The sequence below is a fragment of the Sphingorhabdus sp. genome, from assembly GCF_044239005.1.
Taxonomy (GTDB): domain Bacteria; phylum Pseudomonadota; class Alphaproteobacteria; order Sphingomonadales; family Sphingomonadaceae; genus Sphingorhabdus_B.
The window spans coordinates 1-4,750 of sequence record NZ_JBIICH010000141.1 but is presented as its reverse complement, the minus strand read 5'-3'; the positions used below and the strand labels follow the sequence as shown (position 1 = coordinate 4,750).

Sequence of the window (4,750 nt, the reverse complement as noted above, 5' to 3'; positions counted from 1 at the left end):
GCCAATATCGTCCGTTCCCATTGGGAATCTTCTGCACAGTCGATGAAGCACAATGCTTCCGAACCACGATTACGGCGCCTGCGGTCATATGTTTCGAAGAACCCGAACATGTTACGCAGTTCGACTGGTTCCCCAAAGGCATAGACGACACCTTCATGCTGTTCCGGTTGTGCGCTTGGCATGATATCGCCTGCGATGCTAAAAATGTCCAAGACGTCGCTGACCGCAAGATAGCAAGCGCTGTCACCATCGCTAAGTCTCAACACTTTCACCAAACCATCGTCGGGTGCAGATTCATATTCCCATAAATCATACAAGCTGCCGTCGACAGAGACCCGTGTTCTTCCGCCAACATATTGGATTTGGGCGACCTCGATATCTTCCATCCGCTCAATTCCGGACAAACGAATGGCTTGTTTGCGGCCATCGGCGGCAATAAACAGCAGGGCAGATGGGCCATTATTTTTGCTTTCGGCATCCGCACGGCTGTCGACATCTCGATCATCCCTATTGGTGGCAGACAGCCCCATAGAATTGCCGAGCCCACTCGCGTCGAGCAACAACATAGGCCGGCCATTGTCGGGCAGAGACGTTCCAGCAAACAGGCCGCTGCCCATCACCAATGGCGCGCCCGGTTTCACGACAAGCTCTTCATTGTTAATAACGGCGGCAACTTCCAAAACGAAATTGGCACCCACCGCCGGACGCATCACGATGAGTGTGCGGCTCTCTCCGGGGATATCCGCACCTTGGGCAATGCCCAATATGTCTTCGAGCGATTTGAAGGGATAGCGAATGTTGCGAATGCTAACGATTGTGCGCCCGCCCAGTTCTTCGAATTTGACGTTGGCATTCGATGTCGAAACCATCTCAACCACCGAACTGCGCGCGATGCCGAAGATCTGCGCACCAGCGCGCACCGAAAGCCCAGCGATAATTGAAAGCGTTAGTGGCAAACGCAACGTAACTTTTAGCCCATGCCCCTCATGATTCTCTAACTCAATCGTGCCGCCAATGGCTTGCAAATTGTTACGCACAACGTCCATGCCAACACCGCGACCCGATATCGACGTAACGCTATCCGCGGTCGAAATGCCGGGCGTAAAAATGGTGTCCAGTTGCGCGCGCGGTGACATTGTCTGCCATTCACCAATCGTCGTCACATTGGCGGCTATTGCGCGAATGCCTAGCTTGTCGACATTGATCCCGCGCCCATCATCCGCAATTTCAATGATGATCTGGTTGCCAGACTGGCGTGCAGAGACATGGATATGGCCTACCGGGTCTTTGCCAGCAGCGCGCCGTTCGTCGGTACTTTCAATTCCGTGGTCGGCTGCATTGCGCAGAATGTGTGTCAAGGGATCACGCAACGCTTCGACCATTTCGCGGTCAACTTCGACTTCGCTTCCGTCGATGCGCAATTCTATTTCTTTGCCAAGCTCAATGGCTATGTCGCGAACAAGCCTTGGCAAAGCCGAGAATAATTTATCGATATGCTGCATACGCATCATGCCAACGGCATCGCGCAGTTCGGCCACAGTGGAAGACAAACGCCCAAATGACACATCGAGATCGGCGTTCGAGCTAACCTTGCGAAGCTGACGCGACACTTCGTTGCGGGCGAGCACCATATCCGAAACACCGCTCATCAAATTGTCGAGCAGGCTAAGCGACACCCGCACGGTTCGCGCTTTACCGGGTAATATGGTGTCTTCATGTGCCAGCGTGTCGCCGGATACATCTATATGGCCAGAGACCATATCTGCCGGTTTATCCCGCAAAAATGTGCGTAAGGCGTCCGTCAAGATATCATCGTCATCATAGACAGTTGCGCCGGTCTCAAGTGCCTCGGTGAGAATAGCGACGCGGTCGATAACGGCGAGCACCGCGGTCACCAAATCTGCCGACACCTCAACTTCGCCATCGCGTGCAGCGCTCAGCACGTCCTCGGCCGCGTGGCTCAGGCGAAGCAGCCTTGGGAGTGACAGGAAACCACAGCTTCCTTTTACGGTGTGCACAAAGCGGAATACACTGTCGAGCAATGCGCGATCATGCGGCCGACGCTCCCACTCGACCAACTGACTTGTCAGCGCCTCAAGCGTCTCGCGCGTTTCAGCAATAAAATCTTCTATCAAGTCGTCCATGTCTGCCGATCCGTTTTAACGGACACGACATGTGACATCATATGGTTAAAAAGATGTTGAGACTGCTAGGGTCAGGACCGATTAAATGCGCCTTCGCGGTTTGAGGCCATATTGTTCAGTGCAAGGCGGTAAGCGCCGGACTTAGTGCTTCTAAGTCCAAGCGTGCCAACGCAGCAATGGACAATATGGGTCAAATCCGAAGGACGCCAAAATGGTGCATTTAATAGGTCATGACCCTAGCTTCAGCTTCGGTTACCCGACTTGAAGACACCGCAAATGATCCGTTTGCCACTGTTCCCGCTGGGGTCTGTTTTATAGTCATCGGCCTTTTCGTGGATCACCAAGGCCCCACCATCGGTATCCAGCAGCCCGGTAGGCCCCGCAATCACAAAATCAGGCAATTTAAATTCCAATGTTATTTTGCGGTCAGCGCCAGCCGTTACATTTGGCAAATCGCCATGATGCGCGCCCATTGGATTATCCAGGCCATGTTGCTTCATCTCGGGGTTCCAATGCGGTCCGGCAGACGTAAAATCCGGTCCTTGGCATGTTCCCACTGCATGAAGGTGCATGCCATATGTGCCCTCTGCAGGCGCTTCGGCCGATAGGGTTAGGAACAGGCCGTCCCCGCGCCGCGATATCGTTGCAACGCCTGCCCGGCTGCCATCTCCCCGCGCAAGCTCAGCCGTGATGACTTCCGACGCTTCACCGGACTTAGTTGGCATAAGCGTCGCACAGCTCGCGAGGACCGGGATGAGTAGAACAGGCAGAAATGCACGCATATTATGCTCCTATAGAAAAACGGAATGGGGCATCATAACATCAACCCTACGCCGCTCAATGTGTTTCACTTACTCAACGCGCCCACGCGCCGGGTTTAACCCCCTGCGCAAAAAGGAGCGCGGTCAGATCATTATGGCGCACCGCAAAATTGGCTGCAGCGGCAAGTTGCGGTCGTGGATGATAGCCCACACCAAGGCCGTCGGCCGATACGGCCTCTGCGATCATCGGCATGTCATTGGCGCCGTCGCCGACCGCAAGCGCGGTTTTCAGGCCTAACCCAAGCGTCCCTGCCGCGGATTGAAGTACCTGCCGCTTTGTCGCCGCATCGACAATATCCGCAGCGAGACGTCCCGTCAGACGCCCCTGTTCAATTTCAAGGACATTGGCATGCACCTCTGCAAAGCCAAGCATGGCCGCAACGGGACCCGTAAAGCTGGTAAAGCCCCCCGATACCAGCACGGCATGTGCGCCCCATGCGGTCATGGTGCGCACCAATGTCTCCGCCCCCGGCATAGGCCGGACGCGTTCATGCAGGCATTGCTGGATCATGTCGGCATCAAGGCCAGCCAGCAACGCAACACGCGCCTTTAACGCGTCGGCAAAGTCCAACTCCCCTGCCATCGCCCGCTCGGTAATTGCGGCGATTTCGGGCTTTATTCCGGCAAAGTCAGCCAGCTCATCGATACATTCGACCGTAATCATCGTGCTATCCATGTCGGAAACCAACAGCATTTTGCGCCGCTGCTCTTCATATTGGACGACAACATCAAAGCGATCTTCGAAGATGGCAGTTGCCGCGCGCGCATCGGCCAGCGTGCCGTCAAAAACTATGTCCACGGCCCTGCCCTCCGCAAGCCAGTCCGTGGTTGCTGGAACGCATGTATGTGCAGCCAATCGGTCGCAGGCTTCTGAAATAATGCCGCTTTCCAAAGAATCTGCTGCTATCAGGGTTAAGATGGGCATTTCGAATCCTAAAAAGATGGTCGCGCTTATTGCGGGTCCAACCGCAAGCGGCAAGACGGCATTAGCGCTGCAATTGGCGAAGTCGCGCAATGTCGTGATTATAAACGCCGATAGCGCGCAAGTTTATTCCGACCTGCCGATACTCAGCGCCCAACCGACCGAAAGCGAACAACGCAGCGCGCCGCACCGTTTATTCGGATATCTGGATGGGCAAACGCATTGTTCGGCGGCGCGCTGGGCCAATGATGCGAAAGGCGCGATTGACGAAGCGCATGAAGCAGGTGCGCTGCCTGTACTGGTCGGTGGCAGCGGCCTATATATCCAAACATTGCTCGACGGTATCGCGCCCATACCCGACATCGACCCGGAATTGCGCGCCCGCATTCGGGCATTGCCCGTCGCACAAGCTTATGAAGCGCTTGGAAAGCTCGACCCCGCTATGGCCGCAACCTTAGGCCCTGCGGATATCATCCGTATCACCCGCGCGCTTGAGGTTATTGAGGGCACTGGCCGCAGCATCAGCGAATGGCGCAAAATTAAGACGGGCGGCATCGCGCAAGACATCTCGCTGCACCCCCTCCTCCTCTTGCCACCGCGTGAATGGCTATATCAGCGGTGCGACATGCGGTTCGAACAGATGATGCATAGCGGTGCTATTCAGGAAGTTGAAGCCTTATTGGCGCGGGAGATGCCCCATGATGCGCCAATCATGCGGGCCATTGGCGTTCCAGAGATCGCCGCGCTTCTTGGCGGCACTATGTCAGAGGCAGAAGCCATCGAACGCGGCCAAATTGCGACCCGCCAATATGCAAAGCGGCAGTTTACCTGGTTCAGGAACCAAGCCCCCGCCGCATGGCCTC

4 protein-coding genes are annotated in these 4,750 nt (G+C 55.6%); 1 reads left to right on the top strand and 3 read right to left on the bottom strand.

Features of this window, described 5'->3' with window-relative positions; all coding sequences use genetic code 11:
- From ACILQA_RS09830 to serB, 3 genes are all read right to left on the bottom strand, one after another.
- The coding region (locus tag ACILQA_RS09830) for a chemotaxis protein CheA (RefSeq protein ID WP_395629531.1) at positions 1 to 2,144 on the bottom strand (2,144 nt) is incomplete at its 3' end.
- A gap of 242 nt (positions 2,145 to 2,386) precedes the next feature.
- Complete coding sequence (locus ACILQA_RS09825; RefSeq protein WP_395629530.1) at positions 2,387 to 2,926, bottom strand: superoxide dismutase family protein; 540 nt, start codon at positions 2,924 to 2,926, stop codon at positions 2,387 to 2,389.
- A 73-nt stretch (positions 2,927 to 2,999) separates the two neighbouring features.
- Positions 3,000 to 3,890 carry a phosphoserine phosphatase SerB gene (gene serB / locus ACILQA_RS09820; protein ID WP_395629529.1) on the bottom strand — a complete coding sequence of 297 codons (891 nt, stop codon included), beginning with the start codon at positions 3,888 to 3,890 and terminating at the stop codon, positions 3,000 to 3,002.
- Here serB and miaA point away from each other — a divergent pair.
- The coding region (gene miaA, locus ACILQA_RS09815; RefSeq protein ID WP_395629528.1) for a tRNA (adenosine(37)-N6)-dimethylallyltransferase MiaA at positions 3,883 to 4,750 on the top strand (868 nt) is incomplete at its 3' end. The two genes, serB and miaA, sit on opposite strands and share 8 nt — an antisense overlap.

Bases quoted from the DNA above. Each gene is read 5' to 3' on its own strand.
- ACILQA_RS09825 (WP_395629530.1), bottom strand. From the start codon at position 2,926: ATGCGTGCATTTCTGCCTGTTCTACTCATCCCGGTCCTCGCGAGCTGT.
- serB (WP_395629529.1), bottom strand. From the start codon at position 3,890: ATGCCCATCTTAACCCTGATAGCAGCAGATTCTTTGGAAAGCGGCATT.